Source organism: Rhodoferax ferrireducens, from assembly GCF_031458075.1.
GTDB classification, from domain to species: domain Bacteria; phylum Pseudomonadota; class Gammaproteobacteria; order Burkholderiales; family Burkholderiaceae_C; genus Rhodoferax_B; species Rhodoferax_B ferrireducens_A.
This window is the reverse complement of record NZ_JAVDXT010000002.1, coordinates 328,536-347,753: the sequence shown is the minus strand read 5'-3', so window position 1 is coordinate 347,753 and position 19,218 is coordinate 328,536. Positions and strand designations below refer to the sequence as shown.

Sequence of the window (19,218 nt, the reverse complement as noted above, 5' to 3'; positions counted from 1 at the left end):
CTCAGATTTCGAACTCGGCCAGCAGCGGCAAATGGTCCGACATGCGCCACCAGATGCGGCCGCGCGGTACTTCCAGGCCCAGCGGCCGCATGCCGCGCGCATACACATAGTCGAGTTGCGCCAGCGGCAAACGGGAGGGATAGGTGCGCGCGTCGTTAGACACAAAGGCCTGCAGGTGGATGCGGTTCAGCGCATGGCGCATCTGGCTGCCCCAGTCGTTGAAATCGCCGGCCACGATCAGAGGCGCATCGCCCGGCACCTCGCGCGCGATATAGGCCGATAGCTGCTGCACCTGGCGTATCCGGCTGGCCGGTATCAGGCCCAGATGCACCACGATCACATGGATGGGCAGGCCGTGGGCTTCGACATGCACGTGCAGCAAGCCGCGTTGCTCAAAGCGGTGGTCCGACATGTCCTCGTGCTTGTGCCACACCACCGGCCAGCGCGACAGCAAGGCGTTGCCGTGCTCGCCGTGGCGGGTGATGGCATTGGTCTGGTAGACCGACTCATAGCCCTCGGGCGCCAGATAGTCGGCCTGGGGCAGATCCGGCCAATGGGTGAAGTACTTTTGCTCGCTGCGGTTCAGCTTGCGCACCTCTTGCAGACAGACGATATCCGCATCCAGCTGCTCTACCGCATGGCCGAGGTTGTGGATTTCCAGGCGCCGCGTCGGCCCCATACCCTGCACACCCTTGTGGATGTTGTAGGTGGCTACACGCAAAACAGTCATAGAAGAAAGCGAGGGAGCATCAAAATCGCCTCGGCGTTAGAAGGTGAAAAGCAGGTCTGCGCAGCCACATGGTACGGCAACCATTGGTAGGCCGTGTGTTCGCGCGGGCTCAGCTGCACCGGCGTGCCCGCAGGCACCTGCAGGCCAAACACCCGCTCGCGGTTGCGCACTACGCCGGGTGCATAGCGGTGGCGCCATTGGGGGTAGATCTCATACACGTTTTCCAGCTGCCAGTCGTGCAGCATGGGGGCCAAGAAGGAGCCTTCGGCGCACAGAATGCCGGTTTCTTCCTGCACTTCGCGCGCCGCCGTCTGGCGAAAATCCTCGTCCCAGCTGTCCTTGCTGCCGGTAACCGACTGCCAGTGCTCCGAAGCATCGGCACGGCGGATCAACAGCACATCCAAGTCGGCGGTGTGCAGCACCACCAGCACCGACTCCGGAATTTTGTGCAGCGCGGCCACGGCCTCAGCTCTGCGTAGCCAGAAACTGGTCGAGCTCGGCGCGGTCGGGCCCGTTCACCACGCCGCCGTTGCGCTGGCATTTCAGCGCCGCCGCAGCCGCCGCAAAACGGATGGCAGAGCGGTCGCCCTGGCCCTGCGCCAACGCCAACGCCAGCGCGGCATGGAATACATCGCCCGCGCCATTGGTGTCCAGCGCCTTGACCGGAAAGGACGGAATCGTGTGCAGCACGCCTTCGCTACCGCGCTTCCAGCGCACACCGCGCGGCCCCAGAGTGACCACCGCCACCTGGGTGCCCGCATCCAGTGCGGACTGCAGCGCTGCATCTACCGACAAGGCCGGCGCAAACGCGGCCAGGCCGGACTCGGAAAACACCGACCAATCGGCCAGCGGACTGAGGGTTTGCAAATCCTCCTGCGGAGAGAGATCGCCGTCCAGCATGCTCAGCACACCCGCGGTCCGTGACCAGCGCAAGGCCGTGATGGCCCCGGCCATCCAGCGCGGGTCGACCATCACCACGTCCGAGCCCCGCAGAAAGGACACGTCCAAAGCCTCGGCATTGCGCAGCGCATCGCCACGGCAATTGAAGATCTGGCGCTCGCCCTGGGCATCGATCACCACGGCCGAGATCGACGAGGTCGCCCCCGGCACCCGCTGCAGGCCCTGGCAGTCCACGCCGTAGCTGTGCACCCGCTGCGCCAGAAATCGCCCGGCCTCATCATCCCCTACTGCGCCAAACAAGCCCACCCGCGCACCCAGACGGGCCGCCGCAATGGCGGCATTGGCAGCCATGCCACCCGACACCATGCGGTAGGCCTGTGCGGGGGTCTTGGTCGGTTGTGAAGGGAATTCAGCAATGTCAAAACAATGGTCCAGGGCCGCATGCCCTACCGTGCTGATACGCGGACCGGCTGCTCGGTCCTGGATACCCGGAATCTCATCCATACTCATACCGTCCCTCTGTAATGCCACGGCATTCCGATGTGCCAAGCTGGGCACACTTCAAAAGAGCATTGTGTCGCAAGCTGCAGCGGATCTTTGTACCGGCCTAGGCGGATTCAACCAAAAGAGCTTTTACGGCATATAAAGACTGCGCCAATAGCTACAAAATATATAGCAATAGCACAGCACAAACTGGCCCGGCCAACCCGACGAATGCAAGATGCTTCAGAGTCCCGCAAAAATTACTGAAAGTTAGTGCATAATAGCGGGCTTGCCACAAGCGAACTTCTTACTTGTGGCACCCAGTTTTAAAGTGGGTTCTTAGCTCAGTTGGTAGAGCAGCGGACTCTTAATCCGTAGGTCGACAGTTCGAATCTGTCAGGACCCACCACTTTATAAAAAAGCCCTTGTGAGCAATCACAAGGGCTTTTTTTATTCCGCATCCAGAGCAACATCCATCTACCGATGGATGTTGCATCTCGCCGCCTACTTCAATCCCGGACTTCCATGGCACGATTCAGCCGCAGTGCAGCCAGCGTGCAAATCGCCCCTGAGAGTAAGTAGATGCTGACATACGCCAACCCGAAGTGGGCCGACAGGCCCAGGGCCACCAAGGGCGCAAACGCGGCCCCAATCAGCCAGGCCACGTCAGCCGTCAGCGCAGCGCCGGTGTAGCGGAACTTGGCAGCGAAATTAGCAGTCACTGCCCCCGCAGCCTGGCCGTATGACAAACCCAGCAAAGCGAAGCCGATCAAAATGAAGGCATCCTGCATCGCGGGCGTACCGCCAAGCAACATGGGTGCGAACCCGCTGAACACGGCAATCAGGCATGCCAGCAAACCCAGCGTATTGCGACGGCCGATACGGTCGGCCAGCCAGCCCGAAGTCACGATGCCCACAATCCCGATGGCCCCGCCAACGATCTGTACGACCAGCACATCGTTGATCGGCTGGGTCGCATGGATGGCAATCCAGGACAAGGGGAACACGGTGATCACATGGAACAAGGCATAGCTGGCCAATGCCACGAACGCACCAATAAACACGTTGTAGCCCTGGCTGCGGACCAATTCGATGGTGCCGGTGGGCTCCAGTGCGCGGTCTTCCAGCAGCTTGGTGTATTCATCGGTCACCACCAGCTGCAAACGGGCAAACAGCGCCACCACGTTGATGGCGAAAGCCACGTAAAAAGGATAGCGCCAGCCCCATTCCAAGAAATCCGCCAGAGGCAAACTGGAATGCAAGAAGAGGAACAAGCCGCTGGCCACCATAAAACCAATCGGCGCCCCCAGCTGACCCAGCATCGCATACCAGCCACGCCGCCCCGGAGGTGCACTGAGCGCCAGCAAAGACGGCAGACCATCCCAAGACCCGCCCAAAGCAATACCTTGCAGGAAGCGCAGCACCGACAACAACACAATGGCCGTGAAGCCCAAGGTGGCGTAGCCTGGCAAAAAGGCCATGCCTGCCGTGGAGAAGCCCAACAAGAACAGTGCCGAGGTCAGCTTGACACCACGCCCCCAACGCCGCTGGATCGCCATGAACAATGCCGAACCCAGCGGACGGGCAATGAAAGCAAACGAGAAAACCACAAAGGCCAGCAGCGTTCCCTGCAGCCGTTCTTCAAACGGAAAGAACACCGAAGGGAACACCAGCACCGAAGCGATGCCATAGACGAAGAAGTCGAAGTATTCAGAGGTACGTCCAATAATCACCCCGACGGCGATATCGCCGGGAGCTACATTGGCGTGGTCGTCGTTGCCATCCGGAACATTGGACTCCATATTGCGTAACGGCGTGGAGGGATATTCCTGGGCGATGCTTTGCACCATACTGGCTCCTTGCTATATTGACACGGTGCGAATGAGGGATATCGCAGCTCACACCGTTGCAGATATGTTGCCACAGGGATAGGACAAAATGTCCAGCGTCCATGGCGCTTGTATCAGGGAAAATACTTAATTCTTTTTGTTTTCGCTTTTCATACTTGCCTGGCATGCCATCCTCTAAAACACTTCGCGGACTGCTTCTGTTGCCAGCTATCGCTCTACTGGCGGGCTGCAAAGCGGTACTACTGAGCCCGTCTGGCGATATCGCCACACAGCAACGTGATCTGATCATCATCTCAACGCTGTTGATGCTGCTGATCATCGTACCGGTGATCGTATTAACCTTGCTGTTCGCTTGGCGTTACCGCAAGTCCAACACCGCCGCCACTTACGACCCCGAGTGGAACCACTCCACCAAGCTGGAACTGATGATTTGGGGCGCACCGCTGCTGATCATCGTTGCATTGGGCGCACTGACCTGGATCAGCACGCATACCCTGGACCCCTACCGTCCCCTGCAACGCCTGGATTCCGAACGCGAGATCCCTGCCGGCGTCAAGCCTCTGGTGGTGGAAGTGGTCGCGCTCGACTGGAAATGGCTGTTCATCTACCCAGAGCAAGGGATTGCGGTAGTGAATGAGCTGGCTGCCCCCGTAGACCGCCCCATCACCTTCAAGATCACGGCTTCGTCGGTGATGAACTCGTTCTTCATTCCAGCTCTGGCGGGCCAAATCTACGCGATGCCTGGTATGGAAACAAAGCTGCACGCCGTGATCAACCAGCCTGGTGAATTCGAAGGTTTCTCGGCCAACTACAGCGGTGCGGGCTTCTCCGACATGCGCTTTAAGTTCCACGGCATGCCCGTGGCCGACTTTGACAACTGGGTCAAGACAGTCAAAACCGGTGGCGGCGAACTCGGCCGCGACCGTTACCTGCAACTGGAACGCCCCAGCGAGCGCGAACCCGTCAGCCGCTATGCCAGCGTTGCCGCCGATCTATACGATGCCATTCTCAACCGCTGCGTTGAGAGCAACAAGATGTGCATGAAAGAGATGATGGCCATCGATGCCAAAGGTGGTCTGGGCATGCCCGGCGCCTACAACCTGGCTTCGCTGGACCCCGCCACACGCAATCGACTGGGCCTCAATGGTGCCCCCGTCCGCACCTACGTGGGCGCGATGTGCACAGTAAACGACCCTAGCGGCACAAGCTCCTCGCCTGTCACCCAGCCGATGTAGGGCATGGCCCGGCATCTTTTAATCCAGCGCCGCTAATCACGGCATTTCGGCCTTCGCCGCATCACTTTTGGCATCCGGAATAACGATGTTCGACAACCTCGACCTTACTAAGCTCATATTTGGCCGTCTCACCTGGGACGCGATTCCATTCCACGAACCCATCCTGCTGGCCACCTTCATTGCGGTGGCATTGGGTGGTGCTGCCGTTCTTGGCGCTCTGACCTACTACCGCGCCTGGGGCTACCTGTGGCGCGAGTGGTTCACCAGCATCGACCACAAGAAGATCGGCATCATGTACATCATCCTCGGCCTGGTGATGCTGCTGCGCGGCTTCGCGGACGCGATCATGATGCGCCTGCAGCAGGCCATTTCCTTCGGCGATTCGACCGGTTTCCTGCCTCCGCACCACTATGACCAGGTGTTCACCGCCCACGGCGTGATCATGATCTTCTTCGTGGCCATGCCTCTGGTGACCGGGTTGATGAACTTTGCGGTGCCGCTGCAGATCGGCGCACGTGACGTGGCGTTTCCGTTCCTGAACAACTTCAGCTTCTGGATGACCACCAGCGGCGCCGTGTTGGTGATGATGTCGCTGTTCGTAGGCGAATTTGCGCGCACCGGCTGGTTGGCCTACCCGCCGCTGTCCGGTATTCTGCACAGCCCGGATGTCGGGGTCGACTACTACATCTGGTCGCTGCAGATTGCGGGGGTGGGTACGCTGCTCTCGGGCATCAACCTGATTGCCACCATCGTGAAGATGCGTGCACCCGGCATGACCATGATGAAGATGCCGGTGTTCACCTGGACCTCCTTGTGCACCAACGTCTTGATCGTGGCCGCCTTCCCGGTCCTGACCGCCGTGCTGGGCCTGCTGTCGCTGGACCGCTATGTCGGCACCAACTTCTTCACCAACGACTTCGGCGGCAACGCCATGATGTACGTGAACCTGATCTGGATCTGGGGCCACCCCGAGGTCTACATCCTGATCCTGCCGGTCTTTGGTGTGTTCTCTGAAGTGGTATCCACCTTCTGTACCAAACGCCTGTTCGGCTATGCGTCCATGGTGTACGCCACCGTGGTGATCACCATCCTGTCCTACCTGGTGTGGCTGCACCACTTCTTCACCATGGGCTCAGGGGCCAGCGTCAACTCGTTCTTCGGCATCACGACGATGATTATTTCGATCCCTACCGGGGCGAAGATCTTCAACTGGCTGTTCACCATGTACCGCGGCCGCATCCGCTTCGAAGTGCCCATGATGTGGACCATCGGCTTCATGGTGACCTTCGTCATCGGTGGCATGACCGGTGTGCTGCTGGCCGTGCCACCCGCCGACTTTGTGCTGCACAACAGCCTGTTCCTGATCGCCCACTTCCACAACGTGATCATTGGCGGCGTGCTGTTCGGCCTGCTGGCCGGCATCACCTACTGGTATCCCAAAGCCTTCGGCTACAAGCTGGATCCGTTCTGGGGCAAGTGCTCGTTCTGGTTCTGGCTGATCGGCTTCTACTTCGCGTTCATGCCGCTGTACGTGCTGGGCCTGATGGGCGTAACACGCCGGGTCAGCCACTTTGAAGACCAGTCCCTGCAGATCTGGTTCCAGATTGCCGCCTTTGGCGCCTTCCTGATCGCCATCGGCATCGCCTGCTTCCTGATCCAGCTGGTGGTCAGCTACATGCGCCGCGAGTCGTTGCGCGACGTCACCGGCGACCCATGGGATGGCCGGACTCTGGAATGGTCGACCTCGTCGCCACCTCCGGCCTACAACTTTGCATTCACACCCGTGGTGCACGACCTGGACGCATGGTGGGACATGAAGAAGCACGGCTATGTACGTCCGCTGGAAGGCTTTATCGCCATCCACATGCCCAAGAACACCTGGGCGGGCGTGGTCCTGGCCGGCCTCAGCACGGTTCTCGGCTTTGCCTTCATCTGGCACATGTGGCCGCTGGTCGTGCTGTCCTTTGTGGCACTCGTCGCCACCGCCATCTTCCATACCTTTAACTACAAACGCGATTACCACATCGATGCGCACGAAGTTGTTCGCACCGAAGGCGAGCGCACACGACTGCTGGCTACCAACCATGTCTAACACCACCACCCTCCCCTCGGCTGGCAGCGCGCGCTTCTATCTGCGCGACGAACACCATGTAGAAAACGGCACTCTGCTCGGGTTCTGGCTCTACCTGATGAGCGACTGCCTGATCTTTGCCTGCTTGTTTGCCGTGCACGGCGTGGTGGGCCGCAGCTATGCAGCAGGTCCAACAGGTGCCGATCTGTTTGACCTGCCCCTGGTAGCGCTCAATACGTCGATGCTGCTGCTGTCGTCCATCACCTACGGCTTTGCCATGCTGGAGATGCAGAAGAACAAAGTGCGCGCTACGTTGGCTTGGCTGGCCGTGACCGGTCTATTCGGCCTGGCCTTCATCAGCTTGGAACTGTACGAATTTGCCCACCTGCTCCATGAGGGTGCAGGCCCACAGCGCAGCGCCTTCTTGTCGTCCTTCTTCACGCTGGTCGGCACCCACGGCCTGCACGTGACCTTCGGCATCATCTGGCTGGTCACCCTGATGGTGCAGGTGAGTCGCCATGGCCTGGTCCCTGAAAACCGGCGCCGCCTGATGTGCCTGTCGATGTTCTGGCACTTCTTGGACGTGGTCTGGATCGGCGTATTTACCTTTGTCTACCTGATGGGAGTTTTGCCATGAGCGCACCTCACGAAACCCATGGCCATGCGGGCCATGGCGACCACCATGACCACCATGACGGCGCAGCCCACAGCAGCCTGAAGGGCTACACCATCGGTTTCATCCTGTCGGTGATCCTGACGGCCATCCCTTTCTGGCTGGTCATGGGCAAGGTGTTCGACAAGTCCAGCACCACCGCCATCGTCGTCCTGGCGTTTGCCGCGGTGCAGATCGTGGTGCACATGGTGTACTTCCTGCACATGAACACCAAGTCCGAAGGCGGTTGGAGCATGCTGGCGCTGATCTTTACTGTCGTGCTCGTCGTGATCATGCTGAGCGGTTCGCTGTGGGTGATGTACCACCTGAACCACAACATGATGCCGATGTCGGTGCACGAGATGAAGAACATGCCTTGAACCTCTCGGCCTCTACCGCAACGGCGGACCCGCATGGTCCATCGGGCCCGCGCTCCTTCGCCGTGCTGGCCGTATTGGCGGTCTGTACGGCGTTGGTATTTGTAGGCCTTGTGGCCCTGGGAACCTGGCAAGTCCAACGCCGGGCCTGGAAGCTGGATCTGATAGCCCAGGTGGCGCAGCGGGTCCATGCCACTGCAGTGGCGACACCAGCGCCCGCGCAATGGCCACAGGTCAACGCCGCAACCGATGCCTACCGCCACGTCTACCTCACCGGCACCTACCTGCACGCCCAGACTACCCTGGTACAGGCCACCACCGAGCGAGGCAGCGGCTTCTGGGTGGTAACGCCGCTGCAACAGGCCGACGGCAGCCTGGTGCTGGTCAACCGGGGTTTCCTGCCGCCCGAGGCACGGGCGCAGGCACAGGCCGGCCCAGCTAGCGCCACCGTGACCGGGCTGCTGCGCATGACCGAGCCCGGCGCGGCTTTTCCGCGCCGCAACGATCCCGCCGCCGACCGTTGGTATTCACGCGATATACAGGCCATCGCCAAAGCCCGCGGCCTGCACCAGGTGGCGCCCTATTTTGTCGATGCCGATGCGGCCGCCGATGGCGCTGCAGAGGCCTGGCCGTTGGGCGGCCTGACGGTAGTGCAGTTTCAAAACAACCACCTGGTCTACGCTATCACCTGGTACACCCTGGCCTTGATGGTCGCCGCTGCCGCCGGGTACCTGGTGCGCGACGAGCTGCGGCTGCGCCGCCTGGGTCGACTGACCGGCACCCTGGAGACTCCACCCCACGATGCCACCCCACACTGAAGCCACCGCCAGCCGGGTCGACCCGGCTCCCGCGCCCCTGGCGCGGGTAGACGATGCCACCGGCCTGAAGAACATGCAGCAGCTGATCCAGCTGCGCTGGATTGCTGTCGTGGGCCAGATCGTCACCATTGGCGTGGTGCATTTCGGCTTCAGCATTCACCTGCCGCTGGACCACATGCTGGCCGTGCTGGCGGGCCTGGTGGCCTTCAACGGCGCCAGCCTGCTGCGCCTGCGCATCCACCCGGAGGTTAGCAACAGCGAGCTGTTCTTCGCGCTATTGGTCGACGTCGCCATGCTGACGGCCCAGCTCTACCTGAGCGGCGGCGCTACCAATCCCTTCACCTTTCTCTACCTGCTGCAGGTCACGCTGGGCGCTGTGCTGCTAAAAGCCTGGTCCACCTGGACGATTGTGGCCATCACCGCCGTTTGTTTTGCGGGCCTGGCCTTGTTCGGGCGGCCACTCGCCCTGCCGCTGGACCACGACCGCGGCCTGTACAGCCCCTACATCTGGGGCATGCTGATCTGCTTTGCGCTGAATGCCGCACTGCTGGTGATCTTCATCACCCGCATCAGCCACAACCTGCGCGAACGCGACGACCACCTGGCCGACCTGCGCCAACGCGCCGCCGAAGAGGAACACATCGTCCGCATGGGCCTGCTGGCCTCGGGTGCGGCCCACGAACTGGGCACACCGCTGGCCACCCTGGCGGTGATCCTGGGCGACTGGCGCCACATGCCGGCGTTCCACAACGACCCCGAGCTGCTGCAGGAAATCGACGAGATGCAAACCCAGCTGCTGCGTTGCAAAGCCATCGTCAGCAACACCTTGCTATCGGCCGGCGAGGCGCGCGGGGAGTCGTCGGGCAAGACCTCCATCTGCGCGTTCCTGAACGATCTGGTGGAGGAGTGGCGCGCCACCCGACCGGTGTATGCGTTCGACTACACCAACCGGTTTGGCGAGGATCTGCCCATGGTGTCCGATACGGCGCTCAAGCAGATGGTCTGCAATGTGCTGGACAACGCCCTCGAAGCCTCGCCGCGCTGGCTGGGCCTGGATGCGACCCGCGATGCCAACACCTTCACACTGACCGTCACCGACGAAGGCCCGGGCTTTGCGCCCGCCATCCTCGCGCATTTCGGCAAGCCCTTCCAGTCCAGCAAAGGCAAATCGGGCGGTGGCCTGGGCCTGTACCTGGTGCTCAACGTGGCGCGTACCCTGGGCGGCAGCGTGACCGCACGCAACCGCCCCGAAGGCGGCGCCGTCGTCACCATCACCCTGCCCTTGGCCGCCGTGACCCTGAGCGAAAATGAAGCCTATGGACGCTGAACGCCTGTTGCTGATTGTGGAAGACGATGCGGCATTTGCCCGCACCCTCAGCCGCTCTTTCGAGCGCCGCGGCTATACCGTGCTGCTGGCCGCCAGCCTGGACGCGGTTACCACTCTGCTGCAGTCGCATACCCCCGGCTTTGCAGTGGTGGACCTGAAGTTGCATGGCGATGCCTCGGGCCTGGCCTGCGTGCAGGCCCTGCACAGCCACCACGCCGAGATGCTGATCGTGGTGCTGACCGGCTTTGCCAGCATTGCTACGGCTGTCGAGGCCATCAAGCTCGGCGCCTGCCACTACCTGGCCAAACCGTCCAACACCGACGACATCGAAGCCGCATTTGGCCGCGCCACCGGCAATGTAGAGGTAGAGCTGACGAACCGCTCGTCTTCCATCAAGACCCTGGAGTGGGAGCGCATCCACGAAACCCTGGCCGAAACCGGCTTCAACATTTCGGAGACCGCCCGGCGCCTGGGCATGCACCGGCGCACCCTCGCCCGCAAGCTGGAAAAGCAGCAGGTCAAATAGCCGCAGCCATCCCCGATAATGGCCGTCCCGGCTCCGCAGCCGGACAACAACGCCGCAGCCGCGTTTTCAATCGCCCCATGGAACCCGACATCTTGAGCGCAAAAGCCCCCTCGCCCGCCCAGCCCCCAGACGCCTCTGCCGCAGGCCACACGCCAATGATGACCCAGTACCTGGCCATCAAGGCCGAGCACCCGGAGACCCTGGTGTTCTACCGCATGGGCGATTTCTACGAGCTGTTCTTTGCCGACGCCGAAAAAGCCGCCGCCCTGCTCGACATCACCCTGACCAAGCGCGGCCAGTCGGCCGGCCAGCCGATTGCCATGTGCGGCGTGCCCTTCCACGCGATGGAAGGCTATCTGGCCAAGCTGATCAAGCTCGGCGAATCGGTGGCGATCTGCGAGCAGGTGGGCGAAGTCACCGGCAAGGGCCCGGTGGAGCGCAAGGTGATGCGCGTCGTCACCCCCGGTACGCTGACCGATGCCGAGCTGCTGTCCGACAAGACCGAATCCGTGCTGCTGGCCATCCACCAGGGCCCGCGCAATAGCTGCGGCCTGGCCTGGCTGAGCGTGACCCGCGCCGAAATCCACCTGGCCGAATGCCCTAGCGACGAGCTCGAAGCCTGGGTCACCCGCATCGCCCCCAGCGAGCTGCTGCACAGCACCGACACCAGCGCCAGCTTTGCCCAGCGCATCCAGGCGCTGAAGCGCGCCACCGCGCAGGGCGTGGCCATGTCCACCACCGCCCGCCCGGCCTGGCAGTTTGACGCCGCCCTGGGCCAGCGCAAGCTGCTGGAGCAGCTGCACGCCGCCACCCTGGCCGCCTGGCATGCCGACGATCTGCCCCAGGCCCATGCCGCCGCCGCCGCCCTGCTGGGCTTTGCCGAACACACCCAAGGCCGGGCGCTGTCGCATGTGCAGACCATCCGGGTGCAAAAAGGCGATGCCAGCATCAGCCTGCCGCTGTCGACCCGGCGCAACCTGGAGTTGACCCAAACCCTGCGCGGCGAGGACAAGCCCACGCTGTTCTCCCTGCTCGATACCTGTAGCACCAGCATGGGCAGCCGCGCCCTGAAGCGCTGGCTGCTGGAGCCGCAGCGCGACCGCAGCGAGGCCGCGCTGCGGCTCCAGGCCATCGGCGTGCTGCGCGACGCCGGCCAAGGCCAGCGCCTGCGCGACCAGCTCAAGGGCAGCGGCGACGTGGAGCGCATCAGCGCCCGCATCGCGCTGCGCCAGGTGCGGCCGCGCGAACTCGTGGCACTGCAGCTGACGCTACAAAAAACAGAGCTGCTCGTGCAAGCTTTACCTGCGCAAACGGCACTTTTGGCTCAAATTTCTGCGGCATTGCATCCGCCCGAAGGCTGCGCCGACCTGCTGCAGCGTGCAGTCTTCGACGAGCCCTCGGCCCTGGTGCGCGACGGCGGCGTGATCAACCGCGGCTTCGACGCCGAGCTGGACGAGCTGCGCGACATCCAGACCAATTGCGACGCCTTTCTGCTGGACCTGGAAACCCGCGAAAAAGCCCGCACCGGCATCGCCAACCTGCGCGTGCAGTTCAACAAGGTGCACGGCTTCTACATCGAAGTCACCCAGGGCCAGGTGGACAAAGTGCCCGACGACTACCGGCGCCGCCAGACCCTGAAGAACGCCGAGCGCTTCATCACCCCCGAGCTCAAGGCCTTTGAAGACAAGGCCTTAAGCGCCCAGGAGCGCGCGCTGTCGCGCGAGAAATGGCTGTTTGAGCATCTGCTGGACCAGTTGCAGGCCTTTGTGCCGCGCCTGGGCCAGCTGGCCTATGCGCTGGCCGCGCTGGACGTGCTGTGCACCCTGGCCGAACGCTCGCTGACACTCAACTGGTGCGCCCCGGTATTCGTCAAGGAACCCTGCATCGCCATCGAAGGCGGCCGGCATCCGGTGGTCGAGGCGCGCCTGGCCGAGGCCTCCAGCGCCAGCTTCATCGCCAACGACACCGCCATGGGCCACCGCCAGCGCATGCAAATCATCACCGGCCCCAACATGGGCGGTAAATCGACCTATATGCGCCAGGTGGCCATCATCGTGCTGCTGGCCAGCATGGGCAGCTATGTGCCGGCCAATGTCTGCCGGCTCGGGCCCATCGATGCCATCCACACCCGCATCGGCGCGGCCGACGATCTGGCGAATGCGCAATCGACCTTCATGGTCGAGATGACCGAGGCCGCGCAAATCCTGCACAGCGCCAGCGCCCACAGCCTGGTGCTGATGGACGAAATCGGCCGCGGCACTTCCACCTTTGACGGCCTGGCCCTGGCCAGCGGCATCGCCGCGCACCTGCACGACAAGACCCAGGCCTTTTGCCTGTTTGCCACACATTACTTTGAACTCACCGAGTTTCCGGCCCAGCACCATGGCGCCGTCAACATGCATGTGAGCGCGGCCGAATCCGGCCGCGACATCGTTTTTTTGCACGAGCTGCAGCCCGGCCCGGCCAGCCGCAGCTACGGTATCCAGGTGGCGCGCCTGGCTGGCATGCCGGCCGCGGTGCTGAACCACGCACGCCACACGCTGTCGGCGCTGGAAGAGCACGCACTCGGCAGCCAGGCCCAGGTGGACCTGTTTGCCGCGCCGCCGGAAAACCCTGCCGACGGACCCAGCCCTTTAGAATCGGCACTGGCCAGCATCCAGCCGGATGCGCTGTCGCCGCGCGAAGCGCTGGAAGCGCTGTACAGCCTCAAGAAATTAGCCCAACGCGAGCAGGGCTGACCTGCTGCTCCACTACCCCACCACTCCGCCATGACCTACTGCGTCGCCATCAAACTCAATGCCGGGCTGGTCTTCCTGTCCGATTCCCGCACCAATGCCGGGCTCGACCAGATCAGCACCTTCCGCAAGATGATCGTCTATGAGAAGCCGCAAGACCGCTTTATGGTGCTGCTGTCGGCCGGCAACCTGAGCATCTCGCAGTCCATCCGCGAGATCCTGCAAGTCGAGCAGCTCAAAGAGCACGAGGACAGCGAGCCCATCACCATCTGGAACGCCAAGAGCATGTTCGACGCCGCCCGCGTGCTGGGCGCTGCCGTGCGCCGGGTCTACGACCGCGACGCGGTGTCGCTGCGCCAGGCCGGCGTGGAGTTCAATGCCTCGATGATTTTCGGCGGCCAGATCAAGGGCGAAGGCATGCGCCTGTTCCAGGTCTATTCGGCCGGCAACTTCATCGAAGCCACGCCCGAGACCCAGTACTTCCAGATCGGCGAATCCAAGTACGGCAAGCCGGTGCTGGACCGCGTGATCTCTCCCGCCACCCCGCTGGACGAGGCCGCCAAATGCGCGCTGGTGTCCATGGACTCGACCCTCAAGTCGAACCTGTCGGTCGGCCTGCCGCTGGACCTGGTGGTCTACGAAGCCGATAGCTTCCAGACCGACAAGGTGGTCTGCATCGACGAGAACAACCCCTATATGCGCATGCTGCACAGCAGCTGGGGGCAAAAGCTGCGCGAAGTCTTCGACAGCATCGAAGACCCGATGTGGAACGGCGAGCAAACCGACATCCCGCTGATGGTGGAGTCGCAGCGTGGCAAGCCACTGCGCAAGATCACCACGCCCCAAGAGCGGCTGATCTAGCGCGGCGCACCCCCAGGCTGCGCGCACGGGGTGCGGTGAACCTGCGCGACTGCACCCTCGCGGCAAACAAACCACAATGCCTGCCATGCAGCCCATCGTCTTCTCGCACGCCAACAGCTTCCCGGCATCCACCTACGGCCTGCTGTTCAACAGCCTGCAGGCCCGCGGCTACAGAGTCGAAGCGATAGACAAGTTCGGCCATGACCCGCAATACCCGGTCAGCAACAACTGGCCGCATCTGGTGCAGCAGCTGGCCGACTTCGCCGGCCGGGTGGTGCAGCAACACGGTGAACCCGTGTTCCTGGTCGGCCATTCCCTGGGCGGATTCCTGAGCCTGATGGCCGCCGCCCTGCACCCGGAATTGGCGCGCGGCGTGTTGCTGCTGGACTCGCCCCTGGTCGGCGGCTGGCGGGCCACCACCCTGGGCGCTTTCAAGCGGGTGCGGATGGTGGAATCGGTCTCGCCCGGCAAAGTCAGCAAGCGCAGGCGCCAGCATTGGCCCAGCCAACAGGCGGCACTCGAACACTTTCAAAGCAAAAAAGCCTTTGCCCGCTGGAACCCACAGGTACTGCAGGACTACATCGCGCACGGCATGCTGGACGACGGAGACGGCAAGCGGGTGCTCGGCTTCGACCGCGCGGTGGAGACCGCCATCTACAACACCCTGCCCGACCATCTGGAGAGCCTGCTGCGCCGCCACCCGCTGAAATGCCCGGTGGCCTTCATCGGCGGCACGCATTCGGCAGAAATGCGGCAAGTCGGCATGGCCATGACCGACAAAATCACCCAGGGCCGCACCATGATGCTGGATGGCAGCCACTTGTTTCCCATGGAGAAACCGCTGGCCACCGCCGCGGCGATCGAGGCCGCGCTGCTCAATCTCAGCCCCGCGCCAGCAGCGGCGGCAGAGCGTCCAAGCCCTCGATAAAAGTCACGCGCTCGGCGATGTCCGCCGGCAAACCCTCGCGCGGGTGCAGGCAGAACACCTGCATGCCGGCCGCCAGCCCGGCCTGCACACCTGGCAGGCTGTCTTCCACCACCGCGCAGTGTTCGGGCGCGATGCCCAAGGCCTGGGCGGCATGCAGGAACAGCCCGGGGTCGGGCTTGAAATGGCCGACCTCGTAGGCGCAAAAAATCCGGTCGCCGAACAGCGGCCGCAGGCCGGTCAGGCCCAGGGTCAGCTCCACCTTCTCGCGCGGGCCGTTGGTGGCCACGCAGAACGGCAGCTGCAGGCTTTGCAGCAAGGCCAGCGCGCCCGGCAAGGGCAATAAGCCCTGGCGGAACCGGATGTCGGTATGCAGCCGCACCTGGGCCATGAAATCGGCCTCGAAGCCCGGCGGTACATGCGGCAGCTGGGCGGCAATCCAGGCGATGCAATCGGCCATTCGCACGCCGCGAAACTGCTGGTGTGCAGCCTCGCGGCTCAGTTGCAGGCCCTGGGCCTGGGCTAGTTCAAACAGCACATCCATGCCCGGCTCCTCGCTGTCGACCAGCGTGCCGTCGGCATCAAAAATAACCGCCTGGATAGACCTCAACATAACTTAACCAGATGCACATTGCAGACAGAACGCACGCGATCCAGAAACACCGTAGAACTGGCTTTGCCAGGCTGCCGCTGTTGCCCCCTGCAAGGGGGTTGGCGAAAGATGCGCAGCACTGCAGCCTGGGGGTGAGCCACAATTACTCGGCCCACACCACCAGGCCACTCCAGGCCGTGGCCAGCACCACGATGCCGAAAGCGATGCGGTACCAGGCGAACGGCACGAAGTTGTGGGTGGAGATGTAGCGCAGCAGCCAGCGCACGCACAGCCAGGCGCTGATGAACGAGAACAGCAGGCCGACCGCAAACATAGGCGCATCGGCCATGGACAGCAGCGCACGCTCTTTGTACAGGCTGTAGGCGCCAGCGCCGATCAGCGTGGGGATGGCCAGGAAGAACGAAAAATCGGTGGCCGCGGTGCGCGACAAGCCCATCAGCATGCCGCCGATGATGGTCGAGCCGCTGCGGCTGGTGCCGGGGATCATCGCAAAACACTGGACCAGGCCGACCTTGAGCGCATCCAGCACCGTCATGTCATCCACATGGTGGACGCGGGTGGCCGAGGGTGCGCGCCGCTCGGCCCACAGAATGATGAAGCCGCCAATGATGAAGGTGCTGGCCACCACCACCGGGGTGAACAGATGGGCCTTGATGGCCTTGCCGAACAGCAGGCCCAGCACCACCGCGGGCAAGAAGCCAATCAGCACATTCAGCACCAGGCGCCGGGCCTTGGGCTGGGTCGGCAAGGCGCTGACGGTGTCGCGGATCTTTTGCCAATACACCATGATTACCGCCAGAATGGCGCCGGTCTGGATGGCGATGTCGAAGACCTTGGCCTTGTCGTCGTCCATGCCCAGCAGCGCGCCGGCCAGAATCAGATGGCCGGTGGACGACACCGGCAGGAACTCGGTCAGGCCCTCGACGATGCCCATGACGGCAGCCTTGATCAGCAAAATGGTATCCACGCGCACTCCCTAAGAACAATTTGTCTAGGGATTATCCCTGTGTCGCAAGGCAGTCCGGCGGGACGGGCCTATCTTTACTCCGTCTCACACATGCGCCGTCGCAGCGGCCATCAACTTGCGAAACAAAAAAGGCTGCTGGCGCTTACCTCATAAGCGCCAGCAGCTCTCTATTCCATAGCAGACTCAGGGGCAGGTGCCGGCGGCTGCGGTCAGCCAGCGGCTCAAAGCCGCGGTGTAGGCCACGTCGAAGCGGCCATAGGCATTGCTGCCCGACAGGTTGCTACAGCTGGAGTTGCCGCCATACAGCTGGCCCACCAGGTAGTGGCTGGTGCCCACGGTTTCGAACAAGGGCGCGCCGCTGCTGCCCTCTTCGGTGGCGCCGCTGGTGAACTTGGCGTTGATGAAGTTGCCCCCGGACTGGGTTGAGTTGGTGCAGCTGAAGTTCAGCGTCGAGGCGCTGAGCAGCGTGCAGCTCAGGAACGAGGTGATGCTACCGGTGCTGACCTTCTGCAGGTCACCATCCGGGTGGTGCAGGCTGGCCGCCACCGACCCCACGGTCGCCGGATTGACCGACCAGCCGGAAAACACCGCGCCCGCCGGCGGCGTGCCGAGCAAGCGCATGAACGAGGTATCGGTGGTTTCGCTCTGGTACAGCAAGGTAGCGCCGCCAGGGAGACTGCGGGCACCGGCATTCATCACACCGCTGCCGCAGCTGGTTGCGCGGTAGAACCACCAGGTCTGCAGGGTAGACGCCGCCGCCTGGGTGGAAATGCAATGGTTGGCGCCCAGGAAATACGGTATGCCGCTGCCCCGGGTGTCGTTGAGCAGCGTACCGGTGCAGACAAAAGAGGCGCCGTCTTCTACAAAGCTCATGCGGGCGACAGAATTGCTCTCGCTGGTATAGCTGGTGTTGCAGACCGCATCCACCTCGCAGCTGCCCGCGGCCTTGGCCACATTCGTACCATCGGCCAGCGGCGTCATGAACAGGTGGGACAGGCGTGGAATGGCGATCTCCACCCCCGCGGTACTGATCGCGGCCGGCAGCTCGATCTCCAGCGTGGCCTCGGCGCCATCGACCACCGGCGTCCAGTACATGCGCGCGGCATCGCTGCTGTCACCGGCATCGCGGTTGCGCTGCAAGGTATCCAATACCTCCTGGGCTTGGACCGTATAGGCCGTTGTGCTGCCCTGGGCGTAGATACGCAGCGTGGCCTGTGCCGGCAGGCTGCGCACCAGCACGCCCAGGCGCACACCCTTGGCCTGGCCGGTGCTGATGCTGATGGCCGCCACCTGGCCGCCGCTGGCCGTGGCCTGCCACTGCAGCTGGGCCTGGGTAGCCGCCACGCTGGCAGTGGCCGCCACATCGCGCGCCAGGCCGATCTTGCGCGGCACGCCCACCTGGGTCAGCAAAGGTTTTTCAGCGGCCAGACGGGCCTGGCTGACATCGGCCAAGGCCACGCGGCTGGTGCGCACCGCCAACAGCAAACGCGGCTGCAAGGCCGAGGCCTCGGCACCCGACGCGGCCTGCATGGACTCGGCCCGGCTCACCGTGCCGGACGACAGCACATCGGTCGCCTTGGCCGTGGGCGACAAGCAGGTAGTGCCGCCACTGGTAGCCGTGCCGCCGCCTCCACCGCCGCCGCTGCAACCCACCACCAGGCCTACGGCCAACACCACACCACTGACTGCCAAGATCCGCGCCATAGCCTATTCCCTGCTGTAAAGATTTGTTCGCCCGTAGGCCTAACGCGTGAATATAACGCGTGGACCGTGACAAACCTGCGCAGCGCCGGGACTCTGGAAATTTAAATAAAACAGGGCTGCAGCGCAATCTGTTGTTGCGCAAGCAGCTATTCAATCAATAGCAGAACGATTTAACGGCGCTTGGCGACACATGGCTGACGCCGGTAAAGCGCATGGACTCGGCGCGCGTGGCCAGGCCCGGGTCCACGGTGGCGGCCAGGGCCGTCTGGTTGACCGCGCTGCTGGCCTCGGCCGAGACCGTGTCCGAAGTCGTGCAGTTGGTGGTGCTGGTGCTGCTGGCAGCGCTGTCGCTACCGCTGCCACCGCCGCAGCCGACCAGCACACTGGCCACCCCACACACCGCCCCCCACGCCATCCATCTGCGCGCCGCACCCACCATAGCCA

General features: G+C 63.1%; 18 protein-coding genes and 1 tRNA gene. 11 read left to right on the top strand and 8 right to left on the bottom strand.

Going from position 1 to position 19,218, the window contains the following annotated elements; translation table 11 throughout:
• Window position 1: 1 nt before the first annotated feature.
• From J2X19_RS10640 to J2X19_RS10630, 3 genes are read right to left on the bottom strand one after another with little or no spacing between them, the layout of a single operon-like run.
• A complete protein-coding gene (locus J2X19_RS10640) occupies window positions 2–730 on the bottom strand; it encodes an endonuclease/exonuclease/phosphatase family protein (RefSeq protein WP_310373113.1) in 729 nt (242 codons plus the stop codon).
• On the bottom strand, window positions 727–1,182 hold the full coding sequence (gene nudB, locus J2X19_RS10635) for a dihydroneopterin triphosphate diphosphatase (RefSeq protein ID WP_310374510.1): 456 nt from the start codon (window positions 1,180–1,182) through the stop codon (window positions 727–729). Before nudB ends, J2X19_RS10640 begins: the two co-directional genes overlap by 4 nt.
• 13 nt (window positions 1,183–1,195) lie before the next feature.
• Window positions 1,196–2,140, bottom strand: coding sequence for a PfkB family carbohydrate kinase (locus J2X19_RS10630; RefSeq protein WP_310373112.1), 945 nt, complete (start codon window positions 2,138–2,140; stop codon window positions 1,196–1,198).
• Window positions 2,141–2,446: 306 nt separating this feature from the next.
• On the opposite strand from J2X19_RS10630, the gene J2X19_RS10625 reads away from it, so the two are divergent.
• Window positions 2,447–2,522: transfer RNA gene (locus J2X19_RS10625), tRNA-Lys, on the top strand.
• Between the two features lie 100 nt (window positions 2,523–2,622).
• Here J2X19_RS10625 and J2X19_RS10620 read toward each other — a convergent pair.
• The gene (locus J2X19_RS10620) at window positions 2,623–3,915 is read right to left on the bottom strand and encodes an MFS transporter (RefSeq protein ID WP_116604262.1); all 1,293 of its coding nucleotides are present in this window, start codon (window positions 3,913–3,915) and stop codon (window positions 2,623–2,625) included.
• A gap of 212 nt (window positions 3,916–4,127) precedes the next feature.
• Here J2X19_RS10620 and cyoA point away from each other — a divergent pair, with 212 nt between their 5' ends.
• The 10 genes from cyoA (at window position 4,128) to J2X19_RS10570 (ending at window position 15,493) form a co-directional block, all read left to right on the top strand.
• Complete coding sequence (gene cyoA, locus J2X19_RS10615) at window positions 4,128–5,198, top strand: ubiquinol oxidase subunit II (RefSeq protein WP_116603860.1); 1,071 nt, start codon at window positions 4,128–4,130, stop codon at window positions 5,196–5,198.
• Window positions 5,199–5,283: 85 nt separating this feature from the next.
• On the top strand, window positions 5,284–7,290 hold the full coding sequence (cyoB, locus tag J2X19_RS10610) for a cytochrome o ubiquinol oxidase subunit I (protein ID WP_116603861.1): 2,007 nt from the start codon (window positions 5,284–5,286) through the stop codon (window positions 7,288–7,290).
• Window positions 7,283–7,906, top strand: coding sequence for a cytochrome o ubiquinol oxidase subunit III (gene cyoC, locus J2X19_RS10605; RefSeq protein WP_310373111.1), 624 nt, complete (start codon window positions 7,283–7,285; stop codon window positions 7,904–7,906). The genes cyoB and cyoC overlap by 8 nt, the downstream gene beginning before the upstream one ends.
• Window positions 7,903–8,301 carry a cytochrome o ubiquinol oxidase subunit IV gene (gene cyoD / locus J2X19_RS10600; protein WP_310373110.1) on the top strand — a complete coding sequence of 133 codons (399 nt, stop codon included), beginning with the start codon at window positions 7,903–7,905 and terminating at the stop codon, window positions 8,299–8,301. The genes cyoC and cyoD overlap by 4 nt, the downstream gene beginning before the upstream one ends.
• Complete coding sequence (locus tag J2X19_RS10595) at window positions 8,298–9,116, top strand: SURF1 family protein (protein ID WP_405048635.1); 819 nt, start codon at window positions 8,298–8,300, stop codon at window positions 9,114–9,116. The genes cyoD and J2X19_RS10595 overlap by 4 nt, the downstream gene beginning before the upstream one ends.
• The gene (locus J2X19_RS10590) at window positions 9,100–10,443 is read left to right on the top strand and encodes an ATP-binding protein (RefSeq protein WP_310373109.1); all 1,344 of its coding nucleotides are present in this window, start codon (window positions 9,100–9,102) and stop codon (window positions 10,441–10,443) included. Before J2X19_RS10595 ends, J2X19_RS10590 begins: the two co-directional genes overlap by 17 nt.
• Window positions 10,433–10,969 (top strand): response regulator transcription factor, encoded by a 537-nt coding sequence (locus tag J2X19_RS10585; RefSeq protein ID WP_092756500.1) that lies wholly within the window; start codon window positions 10,433–10,435, stop codon window positions 10,967–10,969. The genes J2X19_RS10590 and J2X19_RS10585 overlap by 11 nt, the downstream gene beginning before the upstream one ends.
• A gap of 77 nt (window positions 10,970–11,046) precedes the next feature.
• Entirely contained in the window at window positions 11,047–13,707 is a 2,661-nt protein-coding gene (gene mutS / locus J2X19_RS10580; RefSeq protein ID WP_310373108.1) for a DNA mismatch repair protein MutS, read from the top strand.
• Window positions 13,708–13,737: 30 nt separating this feature from the next.
• A complete protein-coding gene (locus J2X19_RS10575) occupies window positions 13,738–14,565 on the top strand; it encodes a proteasome-type protease (protein WP_092756504.1) in 828 nt (275 codons plus the stop codon).
• 85 nt (window positions 14,566–14,650) lie between these two features.
• Window positions 14,651–15,493, top strand: coding sequence for an alpha/beta hydrolase (locus J2X19_RS10570; RefSeq protein WP_310373107.1), 843 nt, complete (start codon window positions 14,651–14,653; stop codon window positions 15,491–15,493).
• On the opposite strand, the gene J2X19_RS10565 is transcribed toward J2X19_RS10570, so the two are convergent.
• From J2X19_RS10565 to J2X19_RS10550, 4 genes are all read right to left on the bottom strand, one after another.
• The gene (locus J2X19_RS10565) at window positions 15,447–16,103 is read right to left on the bottom strand and encodes an HAD family hydrolase (protein WP_310373106.1); all 657 of its coding nucleotides are present in this window, start codon (window positions 16,101–16,103) and stop codon (window positions 15,447–15,449) included. The two genes, J2X19_RS10570 and J2X19_RS10565, sit on opposite strands and share 47 nt — an antisense overlap.
• A 142-nt stretch (window positions 16,104–16,245) precedes the next feature.
• Window positions 16,246–17,070 carry an undecaprenyl-diphosphate phosphatase gene (locus tag J2X19_RS10560; RefSeq protein WP_310373105.1) on the bottom strand — a complete coding sequence of 275 codons (825 nt, stop codon included), beginning with the start codon at window positions 17,068–17,070 and terminating at the stop codon, window positions 16,246–16,248.
• Between the two features lie 183 nt (window positions 17,071–17,253).
• Window positions 17,254–18,774, bottom strand: coding sequence for a trypsin-like serine peptidase (locus tag J2X19_RS10555; protein ID WP_310373104.1), 1,521 nt, complete (start codon window positions 18,772–18,774; stop codon window positions 17,254–17,256).
• 154 nt (window positions 18,775–18,928) lie between these two features.
• Complete coding sequence (locus J2X19_RS10550) at window positions 18,929–19,165, bottom strand: hypothetical protein (RefSeq protein ID WP_310373103.1); 237 nt, start codon at window positions 19,163–19,165, stop codon at window positions 18,929–18,931.
• Window positions 19,166–19,218 lie beyond the last annotated feature (53 nt).